Annotated in this window: 16 protein-coding genes and 2 tRNA genes; 11 read left to right on the top strand and 7 right to left on the bottom strand. The window is 43.3% G+C overall.

Going from position 1 to position 20,690, the window contains the following annotated elements; all coding sequences use genetic code 11:
* The first annotated feature begins 104 nt into the window (after positions 1-104).
* The 6 genes from ACYVRA_RS03860 (at position 105) to ACYVRA_RS03885 (ending at position 9,568) form a co-directional block, all read left to right on the top strand.
* Entirely contained in the window at positions 105-2,228 is a 2,124-nt protein-coding gene (locus ACYVRA_RS03860) for a GLUG motif-containing protein (RefSeq protein WP_461251432.1), read from the top strand.
* Positions 2,229-2,655: 427 nt separating this feature from the next.
* Positions 2,656-4,092: a hypothetical protein gene (locus tag ACYVRA_RS03865; protein WP_461251433.1), complete on the top strand. Its 1,437-nt coding sequence runs from the start codon at positions 2,656-2,658 to the stop codon at positions 4,090-4,092.
* Positions 4,093-4,117: 25 nt separating this feature from the next.
* Positions 4,118-4,639, top strand: coding sequence for a hypothetical protein (locus tag ACYVRA_RS03870; RefSeq protein ID WP_461251434.1), 522 nt, complete (start codon positions 4,118-4,120; stop codon positions 4,637-4,639).
* A gap of 42 nt (positions 4,640-4,681) precedes the next feature.
* The gene (locus ACYVRA_RS03875; protein ID WP_461251435.1) at positions 4,682-5,080 is read left to right on the top strand and encodes a hypothetical protein; all 399 of its coding nucleotides are present in this window, start codon (positions 4,682-4,684) and stop codon (positions 5,078-5,080) included.
* A gap of 131 nt (positions 5,081-5,211) precedes the next feature.
* Positions 5,212-7,881: a CHASE2 domain-containing protein gene (locus ACYVRA_RS03880; RefSeq protein WP_461251436.1), complete on the top strand. Its 2,670-nt coding sequence runs from the start codon at positions 5,212-5,214 to the stop codon at positions 7,879-7,881.
* Positions 7,882-7,915: 34 nt separating this feature from the next.
* Positions 7,916-9,568, top strand: coding sequence for a hypothetical protein (locus ACYVRA_RS03885; RefSeq protein ID WP_461251437.1), 1,653 nt, complete (start codon positions 7,916-7,918; stop codon positions 9,566-9,568).
* A 224-nt stretch (positions 9,569-9,792) separates the two neighbouring features.
* Here ACYVRA_RS03885 and lon read toward each other — a convergent pair whose 3' ends face one another.
* The 6 genes from lon to ACYVRA_RS03915 form a co-directional block, all read right to left on the bottom strand.
* On the bottom strand, positions 9,793-12,366 hold the full coding sequence (gene lon, locus ACYVRA_RS03890; RefSeq protein ID WP_461251438.1) for an endopeptidase La: 2,574 nt from the start codon (positions 12,364-12,366) through the stop codon (positions 9,793-9,795).
* Between the two features lie 4 nt (positions 12,367-12,370).
* Positions 12,371-13,633 (bottom strand): ATP-dependent Clp protease ATP-binding subunit ClpX, encoded by a 1,263-nt coding sequence (clpX, locus tag ACYVRA_RS03895; RefSeq protein ID WP_461251439.1) that lies wholly within the window; start codon positions 13,631-13,633, stop codon positions 12,371-12,373.
* Complete coding sequence (locus tag ACYVRA_RS03900; protein ID WP_461251440.1) at positions 13,617-14,219, bottom strand: ATP-dependent Clp protease proteolytic subunit; 603 nt, start codon at positions 14,217-14,219, stop codon at positions 13,617-13,619. The genes clpX and ACYVRA_RS03900 overlap by 17 nt, the downstream gene beginning before the upstream one ends.
* 21 nt (positions 14,220-14,240) lie before the next feature.
* On the bottom strand, positions 14,241-15,590 hold the full coding sequence (gene tig, locus ACYVRA_RS03905; RefSeq protein WP_461251441.1) for a trigger factor: 1,350 nt from the start codon (positions 15,588-15,590) through the stop codon (positions 14,241-14,243).
* 32 nt (positions 15,591-15,622) lie between these two features.
* A tRNA-Leu gene (locus ACYVRA_RS03910) sits at positions 15,623-15,703 on the bottom strand.
* A gap of 3 nt (positions 15,704-15,706) precedes the next feature.
* Complete coding sequence (locus ACYVRA_RS03915; RefSeq protein WP_461251442.1) at positions 15,707-15,841, bottom strand: hypothetical protein; 135 nt, start codon at positions 15,839-15,841, stop codon at positions 15,707-15,709.
* Positions 15,842-15,993: 152 nt separating this feature from the next.
* Between ACYVRA_RS03915 and ACYVRA_RS03920 the strand changes: the two genes are divergently transcribed.
* Positions 15,994-16,066: transfer RNA gene (locus ACYVRA_RS03920), tRNA-Lys, on the top strand.
* A gap of 329 nt (positions 16,067-16,395) precedes the next feature.
* Entirely contained in the window at positions 16,396-18,333 is a 1,938-nt protein-coding gene (locus tag ACYVRA_RS03925) for an AAA family ATPase (RefSeq protein ID WP_461251443.1), read from the top strand.
* Positions 18,334-18,465: 132 nt separating this feature from the next.
* Here the strand turns inward: ACYVRA_RS03925 and ACYVRA_RS03930 are convergent, their stop codons facing one another.
* On the bottom strand, positions 18,466-18,828 hold the full coding sequence (locus ACYVRA_RS03930) for a helix-turn-helix domain-containing protein (protein ID WP_461251444.1): 363 nt from the start codon (positions 18,826-18,828) through the stop codon (positions 18,466-18,468).
* 111 nt (positions 18,829-18,939) lie between these two features.
* Between ACYVRA_RS03930 and ACYVRA_RS03935 the strand changes: the two genes are divergently transcribed.
* From ACYVRA_RS03935 to ACYVRA_RS03945, 3 genes are all read left to right on the top strand, one after another.
* Positions 18,940-19,119, top strand: a complete 180-nt coding sequence (locus tag ACYVRA_RS03935; protein ID WP_461251445.1) for a hypothetical protein — start codon at positions 18,940-18,942, stop codon at positions 19,117-19,119.
* Positions 19,120-19,139: 20 nt separating this feature from the next.
* Complete coding sequence (locus ACYVRA_RS03940) at positions 19,140-19,889, top strand: hypothetical protein (protein ID WP_461251446.1); 750 nt, start codon at positions 19,140-19,142, stop codon at positions 19,887-19,889.
* Between the two features lie 166 nt (positions 19,890-20,055).
* Positions 20,056-20,646 (top strand): metallophosphoesterase, encoded by a 591-nt coding sequence (locus ACYVRA_RS03945; protein ID WP_461251447.1) that lies wholly within the window; start codon positions 20,056-20,058, stop codon positions 20,644-20,646.
* Positions 20,647-20,690: the final 44 nt, after the last annotated feature.

Consider the following 20,690-nt stretch of genomic DNA (forward strand, 5'->3'; position numbering starts at 1 on the left):
CGCTCGCCCTTGAATAAGGCTGTCCGTCGGGACGGTTACGCGGTTCGGTTCTGGTAATGCGCGGCTGAGTATCGCACCAGGGGATAAGGGTTACAGGCTCGGCGGTGGAAGTTAAAACTCAGGTGGAACTTGCCGCCATGAAAGACGGTTTAAATAAACAGTATGTCCTTGCCGATGACATCAACATAACAGGCGCATGGGCTCCGATTGGCAGCAATACCGCTCCATTCAGAGGTAAATTATACGGGGCTGGCCATACCATAACGATAAACAGCGGTTTTAGCGGCAGTGGAGACTTGGGTCTTTTCGGCTATGCTGAAGGTTCGTCCGCTTCGCAGCCGTCGTCTGCTTCGCAGCCGGTGGTAATCCGCGATTTAACATTAGTGTACGCCTATACAGGTGAAATTAACGTAGCGGCAAATCTTTCTACTTCATTTGAAATGTACCAAACTAATCTTTATCCTCAGCCTGGACAGCCAGTTGGAGAGTTTTCTGGTACTTTTACTTTTAGAGCTTTAAAGGTTGGAGGGTTAGCGGGACACCTTAAAAATTCTGAAGTTTGCAATATAATCACTTCTGGCGGTACCATTAAAGTTAAATCTAGATTCATTAGCGGCTCTGTCCCTAATCCAGGTATTCAACTTCCACCAGGTGTGGATTTACCTGACGGTGGTGTCTTACTTGGCGGCATCGCGGGTTATGTTGAAGGCGGCACAATTAAAAACTGCCGCGCTGCACTTTCGACACAATTTAATTCAGACAACAATGTATCATTATTAGCCGTGACCGGCGCGATAACCGGACTAGCTAAGGGTGGCATAGAAAAAGTGACCATTGCCGCAGATGCTATAGCCGATGTTACGAAAGTTTTTTTTGGAGTAATTGGCGGCGCTGTGGGTGTAAGCCAACAAAACACCTTGACAGATATTACGTTTTCTGACGGGACAGTTTCATTTTCTGGAGATTCCATGATGAGCGCTTGCGCGGGCATAGTAGGAATGTCCTCAATGGTAACCATGGAAAGGTGTTCATTTTTAGGCGATATAACAGCAAACACCAATGCCGAAATAACAATTGGCGGGCTGGTAGGGAATAATGAAACAAATTCAGGAAGAATAAGTAACTGCTGGGTACAAGGGAACATCACTTTAACTAGCAACGGCAGCCCATTAGTCGGCGGTTTCCTTGGAGTTTCAAAAAACAGAGGTACTTTTGTGATAGAAAACTGCTCCTTTAATGGCGGGAATATAACGGTAAAGAAGGCGACAGATGCGGCAATAGCAGTGAATGAGGTTCGTCGTATTGATGTAGGCGGCTTTTGTGGAAGTTTTGCGGGCGATCCTTTCCCTACCTTAAGAAACTGCGGCGCTCTTTCAGGAACTTTAACCGTGAATGTTAAAGGAATACTCAGAGTCGGAGGTTTTATCAGCGATATAGTAGGAGTTATTTCCGACAGTTTTAGCCGTATGGATATTGTTGTGGATAGCAATGATTCACCAGCTTGCAGAGTCGGCGGGTTTTCAGGTATGTCAACTGGTACAATAAATAGATGTTTCGCAACAGGAACCGTAAGTGTAGTAACCGTAAGCACGAATTCTATGCAGGATAGTGGAAACGCATTTGGACGGCCATCTGCTGGAGGTCTGGTGGGTACTTGTAATGGTGGGGCAATAAGCAATAGCTATGCCTTAGGAAATGTCATGTTGTCTGATAGCGGCACTTTTGGTCCTGCCGCTGCCGGCGGTCTTGTAGGCCGTATTGATAAGAACAGTAGCAGCGTAAGCAACTGTTTCAGTGCCGGTCAGGTAAGTGCCCAGTACACCTACACAGGTAGTCAAGGTGTTGGTACTGAAGGGGGTGCATACTCAGGCGGTATTGCCGGGTTTAACGATGGGACTATTCAAAGAACTGCGGCTTTAGGCGCGAGTATCACAGCCAGAGGCAACGCAAAGGAGGCGAAACGCATTTTGGGTAGCGGATCAATTGGCAACTCTAATTATAATTACGCGCTAAAAACAATGTCCATCGGAGTGGGCGATGCTAACGCAACTACCTTGACACCGCAAACTGCCGTTTCTAACTTGGCTGGCGATGACGGTCAAGACACAGATTCCAGCATATTCTACAATTTGACTTTCTGGAGAGATACATTGAGTTTTTCTTCGGCTAACTGGAATTTTAGCCGTGTCGCAAGAGACGGCTATCCGCGGTTGTCGTGGGAACAATGAGGAGAGGAAGTTATTAGTGTGTAGTAGGTAGTGGATAGTGAGCGAGATTAGCAAACGAAGCATGATGTCATCAAGCTTAGATTTCTTACAACAACACTAATAACTACCCACTAATCCCCTTTGTGATCTTTGTACCTTTGTGTTCTTTGTGTGAAGTCTTCTCGTAAAAATCTCGTAAAAATCCAAATTAACAGTACAATTCAGATGTTACAGATTACTAATAACTATCCACTATAATACCTATAGCCCGCCATTTTGACATTTTAAGCAAAACTGTAAATTTGTAAACAGAAACCTTTAAAATGCTAAAAAAAGCTATTTTCAATCAATTTATTTTGCTTTTTTCCTGAAATCTTTTTAAAAAGGTGATATAATAATTACATATTAATAGGTATTTTATTTTAGCGTTTATAAAGGTGGTAGGTTTATGTTAAAAACGCGATGTTTGGGCATGGTTGCGGACAAAAATAATATTTCATTCCTCATTTGTTCACGTTTGTTTCTCATTATACTATTGTTCGCTCTTAATTGCACATTGCTCTTTGGATTGGATTTTAATATACGCCCCCGAGGTTTTGTCTATCTTCCGCCTGATATTAGCGTCGAGTCCGCCGGCGGCAATACGATGTACGGCATAGGCGGCGGCGGCGATATAGGCTTTGAGATTGACCTGTCAAGCGTCTGGCCTAACGCGGCGGGTATAGGCTACACATTAGGCATCGAAGGCGGAATGTTGTTTAGCGGCATTCAGGGCAATGGGGAAAAAAGCGTCAGTATTTATTCGGCAGGCGGCGGCGTGGGACTGTACTGCTTCCCACTTTCGCGGCTCTTTGTCAGAATTGACGGCTCTATCGGCGCGTACATTCCAAGCTTTGACGGAAATACCGGCTTTTCCGGTTTGTTCTGGCGCGGCGGCGGCGAATTAGGCTTCCGTTTTACGCCGGGCTTTACCATTGCAGCTAACGGCGGTTGGCGGCAATATCAGTTAGAAAATAGCGAAGTATTCAATTCGGGTTTATACGCGGGATTGACGGCGCAGATAAGCTTTCAAACCGGCAATAACGCGAACCGTGAAACGGTTGGAGTTAATTTTGACCAGTACGAGCCGGTGTACCCCGCTTTCATGCAGTTGTACCAAAAAAACGCCATTGGCTCGCTTGTTATACGCAATAATGAAAACGCTGAAATCCGCGACGTGCGGGTTAGTTTCCGCGCTTCCCCATACACGGCTTCGGAGTTTCCCTGCGGGAACATTCCGTTTATAGCGCGCGGACGCGGCGTTAATCTTCCTCTGTTAGCTGATTTCTCCACGGAGATTTTACGCTTTACCGATAAAGGCCGCATTTTAGGCGAAGTTGTTATACGCTATAAGTTCTTAGGCAAGGAGAGGGTAGCGGTACGTTCGGTCATTTTAGCAACTAACAACCGCAACATGGTAACGGAAGGTGATGCGGCGGCTCTTGCGGCTTTTATTTCCCCAACGTCGCCTGAAACTGTTGATTACGCGAAATTTATCTCCGGGCTGTCAAGAAACGACCGCCGCGTCGGACACAACCCTAATTTTCAGTACGCGATATGGCTTATTGAAGGGTTAAGGGCCAGCGGCGTCATTCTTGGAAAAACCTATTCGGATAAAACTGAGGCGCAGTTCCCGGCGGAAACATTGTCTTTCAGGAGCGGCAACACAAGAGACCTTGCCCTGCTTGTCGCGGGATGTCTTGAAAGCGTGGGGATTCCCGCCGCGTTTGTTCAAACGGAAGATGATTTTTTAGTAGCAGTATCACTTAACATAAACTCAAGCGCCGCGGAAACTCTGTTCAGCAGCACCGGAATGAACGCCGTTGGAAAAATACTGAATAATTGACGACAGGGTATGGCTGCCGCTGTCAATGACCGCGTTTAACGAAGGATTTACCGCCGCGTGGACGAAGGCTGTCACGGTGTTAAATGAAAATTTTATGGCTGGGAAAACGGCCGATTTTGTCATAGTGGAAGACGCATGGTCAATTTACCCGCCCGCGCCATTTCCTGAACAGGGAGGCCGTCCTGTTCGCACGGACGCGGCTGTGGCGGGAAGGGAAGTAAATCGCGCAATTCAACTGTATATTTCCACGGAGATACAGCCGTTATTAAATCAGGTGCAGGCGCGCGTCAGCTCTTCTCCTACGGCGGCGATGCATAACAGGCTTGGGATTTTACAGGTGCGCGCCGGACGAGTAGCCGACGGAAAGGCAAGTTACGAACGCGCCGCCGGAATGGGTTCCGTCCCGGCGATGACCAACAGAGGCAACCTTGCCCTGAGCGAGAAGGATTACGCCACGGCGGAACGCTGGTTCCGTCAAGCGTTATCAAAAGACGCCAAAAACGCCGCCGCCCTTCGCGGCTTAGAACAAATAGCGGAGAGCAAATGATTTGGCTGTTAGCCAAAAATATTATAGACTGAGGAGGATTTTATGAAGAGGATTGTGATTTTATTTGCTATGATGTGCGTCATGGCGGTCTGCGTTTTCGCGCAGAGTTACACCGTACAGAGCGTTACGGGGCGTGTTCAGCAGGAAAAGGGCGGCAGCCGCGTGGAGTTAAAAGTCGGTGATACGATTACCGCCGATACGGTTATCCATACGGGAGTAGGCGCGTCTGTGGTGTTAAAAACAGGGGATAAGACGCTGAATGTTTCGGCTGCCCAAAGCGGCAAAGTGTCTGAGGTTGCCTCAGCGTCTTCCGCGGTACGCATAACGGGAAGCGTAGCAAAAACGGATACAGGCGCCGTCAATAGGACGACCGCCCAAGCGTCAACAGCTTCCGCCCGCGCCAGCGAAGCCGCCCAAGGTGAAGACATCGCCGCGGAGTAGGGGATAGCAGTGAGCAGTGAGCAGTGAATAATGAGCAATTAGCAATTTTGTTGTTTGTACGCTGTTCGTTGTTGCAACAAGCTATATTTTCGTACATAAACATTGCTCATTGCTAACTGAGATAGAGAATAATGGCAAAAAATAAGCAAAACAAATCTTTTATTAGAGTAACTCTTGCCGCTTTTGCGTTATCGTCTCTTTTATTTCTCACTTCGCTGGATAACAAGTTTTTCGATCTTTTTCTGCGTTTTTTACCGTCGCTGACGGAAAACGAAAAAGTTTTTGTCCTGACGTTAGACGACGATTCCATCAGTTACGCGGGGGGCTTCCCCTTCCGGCGCGAAGTAATGGCCGACGTGGTTATACTGCTGAAAGAACTTGGAGTGCAGACAATCGCCTTCGACTTGAGCTACCTTGACGAAAGCCCTTACCGGCTTGATCCCGATTACGCGGCGGAAGTGTTTGGCAGTTATTTGGATAAAAATTTTACCCTGTTGGACGAAGCGTCAAATTCGGTAATTGACGCAATCGGCCCTAGAACAAGCGGCAGCGAGCGCGAACTTTACAAAAATGATATGAAAAACCTGTACCGCAGCGTAAGGGGCGATTTGGAAACGTCACTATCACTTTTAACCAGGGATGTTGACGAGTACTTTGCCAGGGCATTGGCTTTTTCTGACTGTTCGTGGCTTACATTGACCATGCTCCGTCAGGAAGACATTTTTGAAGGCGGTGAAATTGCAGCTAACGCGGAAATAGACCAATACCTTAACGATTATATCGCGTTGGAATACGTTATTAATAATGGAGACCGTAAAACGCCCGATATGGCCGGCGTAATGCCAGCGATAAACAAACTTATGAGCCGCGCGAAAGGCGCGGGCTTTGTAAACGCCTCCCCGGATACTGACGGTTTTAGGCGGCGGATAAATCTTTTGGTAAAGTACAAGGGCGCGTATTACGGGCACTTGGCGTTAGTCGCCATGCAGGAAAAATTAGGGTATGCGTCGATAGAAGTTTCCAACAGCGCCGTAACGCTGGTAAAACCAAACGGCGGAAAAATGCGAATCCCACGCTCTCAGGACGGCAAAATGCTTTTAAAGTGGCCTAAAAAATCATTTTACGATTATAAGATAATGTCGCTCGTACAGCTGATACAGCATACCGTAATTGAGCCAGTGTTTGCGCGTAACATCTCCCTAATGAATGATTCGGGTTTTTTCTTTTATTGGGATAATGGGCCTAATCCCTGGGAATATTACTTTGAGTCTGAAAGAATTAAAAACGCGTCGCTTGCGGAAAATGGGTCGGCAGGTACCGAATGGCTTTCGACGCGGGAGAGTTTTTTCAATTCCTGCGCGGAGTTTCTTAACGGCAATTATGAAAAAACAATACTTGCCGACGTGGGCGACGATGTTGATACCGCGGATTTTGTGCGTGAATTGTTCGACGTATGCCGCGGCCAGCTTAACCGAATGGCGGAAATTAGAAAAGACGCCGCCGTCTTGCGGGACGGTTTTTGCGTCATCGGCGCTGACGCCACGTCAATGACAGATAACGGTCTTATCACTTTTCAGGAAAATTACCCCAACGTAGGCACATACGCCGTCGCCGCAAACATGATGCTTTCAGGCGAATTTTTAAGCGATACGCCCAAAATAATTCCGGCGATTATCGCCCTTTTATATTCCCTGTTATTAGGATTTCTTTTAAGCCGTTTTGGCAACAAAATGTCAATAATAACAGGCGTATCCGGTTTGTTTCTGCTATGCGGCGCTTTTGCGGCTTTCTTTATGATTAGCAAAATATACATTGGTTTCGCGGTACCTTTAACCGCTACTGCGCTCACTTTTATTTCAATGATGGCGCTAAAATTCCTTACAGCCAGCCGCGAAAAAGCGTTTTTGCATAACGCGTTTTCCCGCTACCTTGCCCCTGAAGTTATTACGGAGCTTATAAACGACCCCGACAAACTCAACCTTGGCGGCGAAAAACGCGAAATGACCGCTATATTTACCGACATTCAGGGCTTCTCGACAATTTCCGAAAAACTTGATCCAGTCCGCCTTGTCCAATTGCTAAACCGTTACCTGACGGCGATGAGCAACATCATCATGGAAAATCTGGGCACGATTGACAAATACGAAGGGGACGCGATAATCGCGTTTTTTGGAGCGCCCGTATTCCGCGAGAACCACCCGTCTCTTGCCTGCAAAAGCGCGCTTGCGATGAAGGCGGCGGAGCGGGAATTGAACAAGACCGTAATGGAAGAAAAGTTAAGCCCCTCTCCGCTCTTTACCCGAATCGGCATCAACACGGGCGAAATGGTAGTAGGGAACATGGGCGCTGAAAACAAAATGGACTACACGATTATGGGCAACGCGGTAAACCTCGCCGCCCGCCTTGAGGGAGTGAACAAACAGTACCACACTGGAGGCATACTGATAAGCGAATATACAAGGGCAAAGTTAGGTGAAGAATTCCTGATTCGCCGCCTTGACAGGGTGCGCGTAGTGGGCATTAATACGCCGCTTCGCCTATATGAAATGCTGGCGATTAACGATGAGCAATTGTCAATGTGCAATGGAAAGGTGAGCAAAGAAGAAATAGAGCGATGGGAGAACGCGATTGATCTGTATGAAAAAAAGAATTTCAAAGAGGCATTGGGACTGTTTAAATCCATCATGGAGAAAAATCCCGATGACAAAGTGGCTGAATTGTACGCCGGCCGTTGCGCGAAATACGAAACAAATCCGCCCCCAGACAACTGGGACGCGGTAAATAACTTGACGGAGAAGTAAAATAAAAGAAGAAAGAAGAAAGGAGAAATGAGTTATGAAAGAAATAAAAATTATCAAACAAGGCTTAGTATTCCATAATAGATTCTCAAACAACAACCGCACTTCCCGCTTTTTTCTCTTTTCTCTTTTCTTTTTTATTTTCCTCTTCCCATGTTTCGCTGACAATGACATAACGCTCTCTCTCGCTCCGGTTTTTGAAATACCGGTTGGCGCTGATTATTTAAGTTCAGGCATGGGAGCGTCGGCTTCTCTTGATTGGGCGTTCCTGCCGTTAGGTAATAATTTTGATTTTGGCCTTAGCGCGGGAGGCGGCTTTTCAAGTATTACCGCTGATATTGGCGATCCGCTTACAATCATTGAAGGAAAAATAGGCCCGTTTGCCCGTTGGAGGCCGATGGACCGCTGGGCTTTCCGCGCCGGATTAAGCGGCGGAGTTTACCAGTATTCAAGAGGCGATTTAAACGAAGCAAAAGCAATGGCGTCTTTCGCTTTAGGCGTTGAATTTCATGTCTTGCCTTATCTTTCGATATTTGCCGAAGCCGGTTATAATTACCGCTTTTATGATCCGTCTCAGCCAATTTCTTCTATAAAGACAATAATGGGCATAAGGCTAAACCTCTCTGAAATAATGAGCGGAAGGGCGCGGGTAAGAATAGAAAAAACTGAGCAGTACCGGGTGTTTCCCGTTTCTTGGGCGTGGTATGAGCATAACCCTATCGCGAAAGTGAAAATCTCAAATGACGAGCCTAACGCCATTACGGACGTTACGCTTTCTTTTTATATGGACAGTTATATGAGCCAGCCGTGGGCGTTTGCCACCCTGCCCCGAGTAGCAAGCGGTGAAACCGTGGAGGTTCCCGTAACCGCCCTATTCAATGAAGTTTTAATCAACTTGACGGAAAATACCAACGCCGTAGGAACGATTCAAATTCAGTACCGCAGTTTGGGAGCGAAAAAAGACAGTAACGAGACGGTCATGATGCCGATATTTCACCGTAACGCTTTCAGTTGGGAAGACGACCGCCGCGCCGCGGCCTTTGTCTCTCCACGCGACAGTTCAGTCCGCATATTTTCCCGTTTTGTGGCAAGCGCGATTCAGGCGCAGGATTTGTCAGGAGGCAGCGCTTCTTCCGCTACCCCTAAAAACGTACGTTACGCCGCCGCCATGTTTGAGGCCCTGCGCCTGTACGGCATTAGTTACGTGGTTGTGCCGGCGACATCCTACAAAAGCCTTTCAGCTAACGAAGCCGCTCTTGATAATGTCAGTTACCCCTATCAGGCTTTATACTACCGCGGCGGCGACTGCACCTACCTTTCAATTCTTTTTTGCTCATTACTCGAAGCGGTTGATATAGAAACCGCTTTCATCACTGTACCAGGGCATTTGTACCTTGCTTTCGCGGTTGGCGATGACTCATGGCGCAAAGGAAGCGCGGACATAATCGAAAAAGACGGCAAACGCTGGATGCCCGTAGAAATAACGGTTCCCGGCGAAGGTTTTACCCGCGCGTGCCGAATCGGAGCCGGTGAATGGAGACGCTACGGCGCGCAAGCCGCGTTATATCCCATCCGTGAAGCGTGGGAATTATACCCCCCCGTAACCGTCCCCGCCTCAGGAGATCATCCGCCCGAGATGCCTCTCGCTTCTGACATTATAAAAGCGATGGAAGCTGAGTTGCGTAAATAAGATTAAGTATAAAAAGACCTCTCGCAGAGGCGCAAAGGCGCAAAGTTCCTGTTCGATAGCCCATTATTAACTAAATATATTATATAACTACAAATATTGAAGGAAAAACGATGATCTTGCGAACAACAACTTTGCGTCCTTTGCGCCTTTGCGTGAGATTCTTTGCGAAAAATACTTTTCCTACAGTCTCTTGCGCCTCTGCGAGAGGTCTTCTCGAATAAATGTCAGGATTTTTTTAGTATTCTTGAGTCAAATAGCAGATTGAATACGTCGGCGGCGGTTTCGGCGAATTCTATTACTAATGAAGAACGGATGTCTTTATCCAATTCATTCCAGTCTTCTTCGTTGTCTTTGGGGAGTATTACTTTTTCCATGCCATTTCTGATGGCGGCTAACAGTTTTTCTTTTAAGCCGCCGATTGGAAGAACTCTTCCCGTGAGGGTAAGCTCGCCTGTCATGGCGATGCATGTGCGCGGCGGAACTTTGCAGAGGGTGGAGAGCAGGGAAGACGCGAGAGTGATGCCGGCTGAAGGCCCGTCTTTGGGAATAGCGCCTTCTGGAACGTGGATATGGAAGTCGGTTTTTAAAAGGTCTTTCGCGAGGAAATTGTATTTGTTTCCCGTGCTGCGAAGATAGGAAAGGGCGATGCGCGCGCTTTCCTTCATTACGTCGCCGAGATTTCCAGTTATGACAAGCTCCCCTGTCCCCGAATAGCGGATTGTCTCAACGGGCAGGATGGTTCCGCCAGTTTCCGTCCATGCAAGCCCGTAAGTTACGCCGACTCGCGCTTCCCTGAATACTACGTCCCTTTTATATTTTTTCTTGCCAAGTAATTTTTCAAGATTGGCGGGCGTTATAATTTTATTAAATTCTTTTACGGGTTTGTCTTTGCCGTAACCTTTATTTACCGCGTCCCTCGCTATGCGCCTTATGCACCGCGCCGTCTCGCGTTCAAGATTGCGGACTCCAGATTCCATTGTCCAGTAACGGATGATGTTCTTAATCGTATCGTCCCTGAATGTGATTTTTGCCGAGGATAATCCGTTTTCGCGTAACTCTTTTGGCACAAGGAATTGTTTTGCGATGCTGAGTTTTTCATTTTCTCCGTAACCGGGAACCTCAATTATTTCCATGCGGTCAAGGAGGGGATACGGAATTGAGTGGAGAGAGTTTGCGGTAGTTAGAAACATTACTTTGGAAAGATCGTATTGAACTTCAAGATAGTGGTCAACAAAGGTTGAGTTCTGTTCCGGGTCAAGCACTTCAAGAAGTGCGGACGCGGGGTCTCCGCGAAAATCGCTTGAAAGCTTGTCAATTTCGTCTAACAAAAATACGGGGTTGGTAGTTCCCGCCTTGCACATGGACTGAATAATTTTACCGGGTAAGGCTCCCACATAAGTTTTCCGGTGCCCCCTGATTTCCGCCTCGTCGCGCACGCCGCCCAATGAAATACGCACAAAATTCCTTCCCAGAGCGCGCGCGACAGATTTTCCCAAGCTTGTTTTCCCTGTTCCAGGAGGGCCTACAAAGCAGAGGATAGGCCCTTTTACCGAATGGGGAACTTGTGTTTTCAAGTTATCTTTAACCGCGTCTTTAACTGCTTCGTCTTTGAGCGCGTCGTCTTTAATAGAGTTGTCTTTTAACGTTTCGTTATTAAGCGCTTCGTCAGCCTGTAACTGCCGCACCGCGATAAATTCAATTATTCGGTCTTTCGCCTTCTTCATGCCAAAATGATCTTCATCAAGGATTTTTTCGGCTTCGGCAAGGTTGACGGAATCCGCCGTGAAATTGCTCCACGGGAGGTCGGCTATCCATTCAAGGTAGCCTCTTAATACCGCCGCTTCAGGGGAAAGGGGCTGGAGTTTTCGCAGCCTTTTTATCTCTTTTTCGGCCTTTTCCTTAACGTCAGCAGGGGGATTCTTTTCCTTGATTCTTTTTTCAAGAATGGCGAACTCATCCTCTATTTTATCCTTGCCAAGCTCTTTGTTAATTTCGCGTAACTGTTCGTTAAGAATATATTCGCGGTGGCGTTTGTCCATCCGTTTTCTTACTTTGCCTGAAATGTTTTTTTGAATACCGTATATTTCATTTTCTTTTTCCAGCATTTCAAGGATCGCTAGAAATCTTTCCCTTGTGTCGGCGTATCCCAAAAGCTCAATTTTTTTCTCTGATTTTATATTTACTGCGTTAGACACAAGATTCGCAAGGCGTTCCGGGTCTTCCGATTTTTCAACAGCGGTAAGAGTGTCGGAATTTATTCTTCCAGAATATTCCGCGTATTGGGAGAATGATTTTTGTACGCTTCTCATCAAACCTAAATCTTCGGAGCTTAACGGTTCGCTTAAACCGATTGTTTTAATCGGCTCCACCCTTACCATCGTATAAGTTTGATTATTATTGAGGGAAATAATTGTTCCCCGGTATTCGCATTGAAACACAACGCGGAAAGTATTGTCGGGAAGTTTTAAATGCGAAATTATCCTTACTACCGTGCCAAGCGCGTAAGGCTCGTCGGATGACAGGCGCAGATCGTTCTTTTTTAAACATGCCGCAAAAAGGCGGTTATCCCTTTTAATGGCCTCGTCCAAAGCGGCAATGCCGGGCTTAAATGTGATAAAAATCGGAATCACTGTTTGAGGGAAAAGAACAAGGTCCCTTAACGGCAACAATGGAAGATCTTCCGCGGATAATTCTTCAGTTCCCGAATAATCATAAAATAAAGAGCTTTTATCCTTACGTCGGGAAAAGAATCCCAGCGCGGAAGCCCCCCTTTTTTTTTCTTCAGTGTTTTTTCCCACAGCGTTATGCGCTCTTTTGTTTTTGCTCCAGATATATTATCTGCGGCGGTTCTGATTTTTCCACTGTATCTTGGGAAATTACTATTTTTTTATCGCCCGGTATTGAAGGAATGTCAAACATTATGTCCGTCATCAGTTTTTCAACAATCGCCCTTAACCCGCGCGCGCCTGTTTTTTGCTTAATAGCCTTGTCCGCTATCGCGTCAATGGCTTTTTCCGTAAACTCAAGCGTTACGTTGTCATAAGAAAGGGACGCCTGGTACTGGCGCACAATGGCGTTACGCGGCTCCGTGATGATGCGTTTTAAATCTTCGAGTTTTAATTCTTCAAGGCCGACGATAATGGGAAGCCTTCCTATAAATTCGGGAATCATGCCGAAACGGATTAAATCGTCAGGGTGCATCGCGTCGTAGAGTTCCTTTAATGATTTTTCCCTGCCGCCTCCCTCGGAGCCAAAGCCCAATGGATGATTCACGACGCGCCGCGCGATTAATTTGTCGAGTCCTACAAACGCCCCGCCGCAGATAAAAAGAATATTTGTAGTGTCAATCCGTATCATTTCTTGATTGGGATGTTTCCTGCCGCCTTGGGGCGGAACGGAAGCGACAGTCCCCTCGATTATTTTTAAAAGCGCCTGCTGGACGCCCTCGCCTGAAACGTCGCGCGTAATTGAAACGTTTTCGCCCTTACGCGCTATTTTGTCGATTTCGTCGATATAAACGATGCCCCTTTCCGCGGCGGAAATATTTCCTCCCGCGCTTTGTATCAATTTAAGCAAAATGTTTTCAACGTCTTCGCCGACATAACCGGCTTCCGTTAAGGTTGTCGCGTCTACGATGGCAAACGGTACTTTTAATTTTTTCGCCAAAATTTTCGCTAGTAACGTTTTGCCGGTTCCCGTAGGGCCGATTAAAAGAACGTTTGATTTTTCAATTTCAACTTCGTCGCTTTCTTTGGACGGGGGATTCGCGATTCTTTTATAGTGGTTGTAAACGGCGACCGAAAGCGCTTTCTTGGCGTTGTCCTGACCTATGATAAACAGGTCAAGGTATTTTTTAATTTCCTGCGGAGTTGGAATATCGCCCGTAAAGTGCGATGTAAGCTCATGCTCTTCTTCGCTTAAAATTTTGCGGCAAACTTCTATACATTCATCGCAGATAAAAACGTCATTGGGGCCTGCGATTAATCTGCGTGCCATGTCGGCGCTCTTTCCGCAAAAAGAGCAGACTCTCTCAAATACTTCAGGTCCATTACGAAGTTTTGCCATCTTTCTCCCTCGTTAATATGGAGTCGGCTATGCCGTACTCAACCGCGTCCTGCGCGGACATAAAAAAGTCTCTTTCCAAATCGGACGCTATTTGTTCTATTGACTTGCCGGTATGTTTGGCAAACAATTCTATTATTAGTTTTTTTAAGCGGACAATCTCTTTTGACTGAATGCCGATGTCCCGCGCCTGTCCCTGCGCGCCGCCCCACGGCTGGTGGATAAGCACTCTTGAAGACGGAAGAACCTTACGCTTTTCAACGGAGCCCGCCGTCAAAATAAGCGCGGCCATGCTGGCTGCCTGTCCAAGGCAAATTGTCTGAACTTCCGATTTTAAAAGCTGGATAGTGTCATAAATCGCGAGGGCCGCGGTAACGGAACCGCCGGGGGAATTAATGTAAAGGTTGATGTCCTTATCAGTATCCTGGCCGTCCAAAAACAGAAGTTGGGCGACGACAAGATCGGCGGAAATATCATTTATCTCCCCGTCCATAAACACAATGCGGTCTTTTAACAAACGGGAAAAAATATCGTAGGAACGTTCACCCATTCCTGTTTGCTCAACTACGATAGGGACCAGACTGCTCATTTTTATACTCATATTTTAAATTTAACCATTATCTGTCATAAAATCCAGATAATTCTCCTTTTTTCCTTGTTTTAAATTGTTTTCCGCGAACATCAAATCTGTAACTTTTTTCTCTCTTATGTCCTCTTTTAAATAAAAAATCGCTTCTTCGTTGTAATGCTTCTTTACCTCGTCAATTTCCACGCCGTTTGCCGCGGCTATTGATTCAAATTCTTTTTCAACTTCTTCGTCAGAGACCTCAATTTTCTGTTCTTCCAATAAAGTTTCAATTATCAACCTTGAATGAAGCGCCTTTTCAGCCATTTCGCGCCATTCCTTGTCTTTTTCAGAGTCGCTCATCATCTGAGCGATTGTCTCAGGGTTTGTGTTGTAATACCGCGCTAAACGCCGCCAGCGGCCTTCTATTTCAGCCTTAATCATGGATTCGGGCAGGATGACGGGCGTGTTTTCCATTATTTTCATTAAAAGCGCGTTTAGTTTTTTCTCTCTCAGGCGGATTTCAAGGTTTTTGTTCAATCTTTCTTTAATGCTGTTTTTAAGATCATCCAAAGTCTTGAACTTTTCATCGACATCCTGCGCCAAATCATCGTCTAAATCGGGAAGTTTTTTCTCTTTAAGCGCCGTAAGCGTTATTTGAATTTTTATTGAATTGCCCGCGAGAGCCGGCTCAAAATGATCCTTTTCAAATTTCTTGATAAATTCCTTTGTCTCGCCTTTTTTCATCCCTATGACATCATCGTCAAATTTGTAAACATTGGTTCCCGAGCCGATGGTAAAGACAAAATCCTTACGCTGCATATCGGGCATTGCTTCGCCGTTTTCTTCAAAAAATTGGTAGTCGATGGTTACAACGTCGCCTTTTTTCGCGGAAGCGTTGTCATCCTTATCCATGACAATGGCGTTTCGCTCGCGGATTTCATCCAGTTCTTTATCAATGTCCTTTTTCTCGACTTCCGCGTAAGTATACTCAACCTTTAGCCCCTTCCACTGCCCGATTTTCACTTCCGGCAAAACATCGTAAATTACGGAAAATTGAAGGTCGCTATCAAAGTCAAGAACTGGCTTCCCCTGAAGTTCCGGGGTGGAGTAGGGCAGCGGTTTGTCGCTTCGCGGCAGATTTTCATCTTTAAAAACCTCCTGTAACGACGATTCCATTATCCGCCCCAAAGCGTCGTCTTTAAGCGCGTCGCCAAATTTCCGTTCCAGCACTTCCCTCGGTACTTTCCCCTTGCGGAAGCCCGGCAACTGCATGTTTTTGGTATATTCCCCTATCATCTCATTATACTGGGAAAGTGCATCCTCTTTGGGGACGGTGATATTTAAGGATACATTTGATTTTTCAAGCCTTTTAATTTCTTTTGTAATAGCCACTATTTTCCTCTATATTTTAATAATTCTTTTCCTGCGAGAGAAGGGACTTGAACCCTTATGCCTGCGGCACCAGATCCTAAGTCTGGCGTGTCTGCCAATTCCACCACTCTCGCCTGCTATGCTATTTTATAACATAAATAAAGAATGGTACATACCTCGCTATGACCGCGGCGCGGACGGCTGGATAAATCCAGCCTCATTTTTTCATCGTGTAGGAGCTGTACGGCGCCGGAACGATTGGTGTTTTTCATCTACACCCCTTGACGGGGTGCGGTTAATTGTTCCCACTCTCGCAAATAAGCGAGCCTCTTTATACATTTTATCAATTTTTGGGCATTTATGTCAATGTGAAAGTATAGCTTAATTGACCTGTTTTTGATATTTTGATAGTATATCTGTACTTGGGCCGCTAGCTCAGCTGGTAGAGCAGCAGACTCTTAATCTGCGGGTCGGAAGTTCGATCCTTCCGCGGCTCAATTTGAGAATATGCTATTAATATAAACGTCTTGTCAAGGCAGTTTTTTTTATTAAAATAGTTGAAAAAAATAATATTTGCGTTATAATAGATGTAAGGCAAAAAAAGTAAGAAGTTGATATATAAGATAAAAGTTAAATAGATTTTGCTGAACATATAGATATTATTTATTAGGAATGAATGGCGGCGTAACCATTCGCAAAAAGAGTTTTATTATTTTAATGTTTCTCACGAATACTATATTTTTATAGGTCTGTAAAAATAATGGGGAAAGTGGTAATAAAATGGCGGTATACATTGAATACCGGAAAAAATGAGTAAGGAGGAATTATGAAAGACAGGGAAATTACCAATTTTACACGTAACGGGAAATCACTAACCCGTGTACGGCAGGGAAAATTTAAAGGAGGAGTTATGGAGAAAATTTCAAAGATTAAGTCAAATACGGTGAACCAATGTTTAAATTGGCGGGATATTCTTGTTTGCATGGATTTTAATAATGGAATATTTAACAAGGTTGCGGAATTCCGGCGCAAATTTTCGCGTGTTTTTATGCTGTCATTCATTGATAAGGAGTCTTTAAGATTTAATATCCTTGAAGAGATTCAAGAGGAAAACGCTTATCAACACGTTTTAATGATAGCGGAAATTTTACTTGCCCCATTGTATAAGAAAGCCGACGGCAAATCAGAATATATGATCGGCAGCGTAAAGGATTTATTGATTGCGGCGATACTTCATTGCTTATGCTCGGATTATTCTGATAAATCCATGTATGGCGTGTTGTCATTTCTTTCTGGAGCAGGCAGGGAAAACGGGAATAGCGATATAAGCGTATTTGTTTTTAAAGATATGATAGATTCCGTATATTGTTCTAATGAAATAAAAGAAATCATAAGAAACGCGATAAAAAGAATAAATTGCCTGTCAAAAAAAGAAAAAAAATACGTCTTTTTACAGGCGTTAAACGCCCTTAAAATATTTGAGGAGCCTATAATGCGTTTATTGTCAAGTTCAAGCGACTTTTGCCTAAACGATTTTAAAAAATTTAACAGGCCAATTTCGCTCTTTGTTGAATTTTCGCCGTTAAATTATAAGGCTTTTTCCCCGTATTTTGAAATTATCTTAAAAATGATAAAATATTCATTAAGCGAAATTGAAGACAGGCTTTTGATTCTTAATTCAAAATGCAAGACAGCCGGTAAAAGCGTTAAATCATTTGAATTTTTAGATAATATGGATAATGAGCCTTCATCATTAAAAAGCAGGGATGATTTTTTATTTGAATGTTCAGAAACAACCAAGCCAAAACAAGAATCGAGAAGATGGTTTGAAATACCGGACGAGGCTTATATGGCGTCACAAGATATGGAGCCTATTTTTATAAGTACAATACCAGACAATGATGAGCTGGAACAGCGGAAGAAAGAAAAATTAAAATCAAAAGAAATGGAATTGATTAAATACGAAGACATATTAAATGTAAATTTATTTTTTAACAAAGAGATAAACGAGCAAATAAACAAGCTGGAAAATATTTTAAATGAAAAGAATTTTATTGATATTAAAGAAAGATTTAAGAAGAAAAACCAAATATGCGGAATTGTTTGTATGATATTTGGGGAGCCGGGGACTGGAAAAACTGAAATGGTATTGCAATTAGCAAAGAAAACGAAAAGGGACTTATTAAAAGTCGATCTCTCGGTTATTCGAAAAAGGTATGTGGGACAAAGCGAGAAAGCGATAAAGAATTTATTTTCAGAGTATAAAAAATTATATGATAACAGCGATATCGCGCCAATACTGTTTATTAATGAGGCCGACGGCATATTTCAAAAACGGATAGGCAATATTGATAATGAAGCAAACACGACGCTTGCTTTGGATTTTAACACTATTCAAAACATGATTTTGGACAAACTGGAATGTTTTGAAGGCATAATGATTGGAACAAGCAATTTTATACAAAATATGGATGAAGCTTTAGACCGGCGGATACTGTATAAAATTAACATTGCCAAGCCCGACAAACATACTCAAAAAGAAATATGGAAAAAGAAAATACCAGAGTTAGACGACATGACAGCTGAAAAACTAACGGATAAATTTGATTTTACGGGCGGGATAATAAACAATATCGCAAAGAAAATTGATATAAACGCGCTTTTGTTTGGGGAAAATGTAAATTATGAAAATTTGGAGAAATTATGCAAAACGGAATTTAATATTAAGAAGAAAGAAACAGTAATTGGGTTTTGTTCTAAATAGGGGGAAGGGAGCTGTCCAAAAAGAATATTTAACCACGGAGGACACGGAGTTTTTTGTAAGAAAAGATTCTCTTTCTCCGTGTAATTCTGTGTTCTCCGTGGTTTTATTCTTACTTATTGGACAGCCCCTGTCCTACTTTGCTTTCCGCTCCTGATACTGATGGGTTAACGGCTTTTTTAATGATTCGATAAAAGCAAGCACGGCGCGTAATTCGTTTTCGTTCATTTCTTCGATGTCCATAATTATTTTTCGTTGTAACCCGGTTAATTTGCGCCCGCGCCCGGCGAGCATTTTTGGGTCTTTGCCTTTTAAAATCCATTCTTTAGAATAACCGTATAACTGCTCGATAAGCAGGGCGGTACTGTTTGCCATGCCGGATTCATCCCTAATGAGTTTGGATATATAACTGTCCGTTACATTAATGCTTTTCGCAAAGTCTTTTTGGGACACTCCAATCTCGTTGACAATCGTTCTTATCCGGTCAGATAAAGCCATATACAAAGAATACCCGTTAAATTATTGACGGTCAATGTAGTTTTTTACTGTTGACAAGTGTAGTGTATCAATATATTATTGTAGTAGGTTAATATTGATAAGGGGGATTTTATGGATAAGGAACGCAAGCTAAAAGACGAGATTATCAAGTTTGTCCAGGATTCTTCTGAAGATGTAAATTCAAATATCGCTGTTTTTATCGCGGGAATGAAGGCGCAGAAAAATTTGACGGATAACTGTCAGAAGACTGATAACGGGTTTACCATTGTAAAGAATTCGAAGAAAAAGTAGAATAGATATAAGGATTTTTTATGTCGTCAATAAAATATATGAGTAGCACATTGTATAACGTTGAAGACGTTAAATATATTTTAGAAATATATTTTGACGAAAAAAAAGAAAAAAAAGGCGTTCTTATCTTGCCTGTTTTTGTACTTGACACTATACATTCATACCATATTGAAATCAAAAAGTACGATGTTGTAGGAAAACAGCTTGACTGCTTGGAGCGTCAATTTTTTGACAATTTAATAACCGAAATTCCGATTGAGGAATTTGAAGAACCTGTAAAATTTGAGGAATTGGTTCTTCATACCCTCCCGCCGAAAATATATAAACTGATGCTTGACGGCACATTCACCTTAAAAAAAGACGCGGACAGAAACATATACGGAAATGTTCCCGCGAATCTGAAAAGTTATAAAAAAAGGGGAATAAAGGAATATATTGACTATCTTTACACGAAAGAAAAAATATCAGCTTATGAAACACAGCCGATAATTTCTTGTAAAACTATTAAAATAAATAATAAAAAATACTATGTAATTCTTACCAAAAATATCGAAGATGACAAAGACTTTTTCTTTATTAAAATAACTAAAGAAAAAGATGAACCATATTACCAAGTAATAACTGATAACTTAAAACTCGCGAAACGCAATTTTAATTTTATAAATAAAAAATTTGTCGATGCCCTGTATAACCAAAATGAAAATAACTCCGCTTACAAAAGAAAAATATTAAAACGAAGAAATCAATTATTAACGCATTTTTTTCGGTAATAGGTTGGGAAAATTTAAATATTCCTTGACAACATATTAAATTAAAGATAAAATGTAGTAGCTCAAATATATGCCATTGCCTTATAATTGAGCCGCTTTAATATGATAAGGAGACAAACATGAAGGTGATAAAAATGATTACTTGGGAAGAAAACAAGAGGGATTTATGATTTATTTTACGGCGGATAATCATTTTTGTCATAATAATATTATCTTGAGTTGCTTGCGACCGTTTAAAGATGTTGATGAGATGAACAATGAAATGATTCACAGGTGGAACAACGTTGTCAAAAAAAATGATGAAATTTACATTTTAGGTGATTTCATGTACAAAGGAAAAGGCAAAGATGCGAATGAAATTTTATCAAAGCTTAACGGACGAAAATATCTTATAAAGGGAAACCATGAAAAATACCTTAATGAAAAAGAATTCAATTCAGACGCTTTTGAATGGATCAAAGATTATTATGTTCTTAAATATGAAGGATTAAAGATAGTTCTTTTTCATTTTCCAATGTTAAGTTGGGACGGCTCTTATCATGGCAGTATTCATCTTTATGGGCATGTTCACAACAGCGGAATTAAATACCCTGATTTTGGGGAAAAGCTGAAGTTACTCGGATATAGAGCTATAAATATCGGCGTGGACGTGAATGACTTTTATCCCGTGAGCATAAAAGAAATTATTAATAGGGTTAATTCTCAAAAAAGGGACAACAAAAACAACCCTGAAAGTGATAAAGATATTCAGTTTTAAAAAATGAAAAAAGCGTAAGTTTTCCTTGGTATAAGCTAATTGAC

This window comes from Treponema sp. R8-4-B8 (assembly GCF_054786175.1).